The following is a 482-nucleotide window of genomic DNA, read 5'->3' as shown; positions in this document are numbered from 1 at the left end:
TACCTGTATCCCTTCGAGGAGTTCCAGCGCTTCAAGACGCATCCGGCGATCCGCACGACCTTCGAGGGCGGCAAACGGCTGTCCTATGGTGCGCGTGCGATCACCGAGGGCGGCTATCAGTCTGTACCGAAGTTATCCTTCCCCGGCGGCGCCCTGATCGGCTGTTCGGCGGGCTTCGTCAACGTGCCGCGCATCAAGGGCAGCCACAACGCGGTGCTGTCGGGCATGATGGCAGCGGACCGGATTGCCGCGGCGATTGCAGCCGGTCGCGCCAATGACGAGGTGGTCGAGATCGAGAACGACTGGCGCTCAAGCGACATCGGTAAGGACCTGAAGAGGGTGCGAAACGTCAAGCCGCTGTGGTCGAAGTTCGGCACGGCAATCGGCGTGGCGCTCGGCGGTTTCGACATGTGGACGAACCAGCTCTTCGGCCTTTCGATCTTCGGTACGCTGAAGCACGGCAAGACGGATGCGGCCTCGCT

General features: G+C 63.3%; 1 protein-coding gene. It reads left to right on the top strand.

What is annotated here, in order from left to right; translation table 11 throughout:
• On the top strand, window positions 1-482 hold a 482-nt coding region (locus AC1DE4_RS31860), incomplete at both ends, for an NAD(P)/FAD-dependent oxidoreductase (protein WP_477884767.1).

Source organism: Rhizobium sp. 10N414, assembly GCF_056394785.1.
Note: the sequence above shows the minus strand (reverse complement) of the source record. Positions and strands in the feature narration are given on the sequence as shown.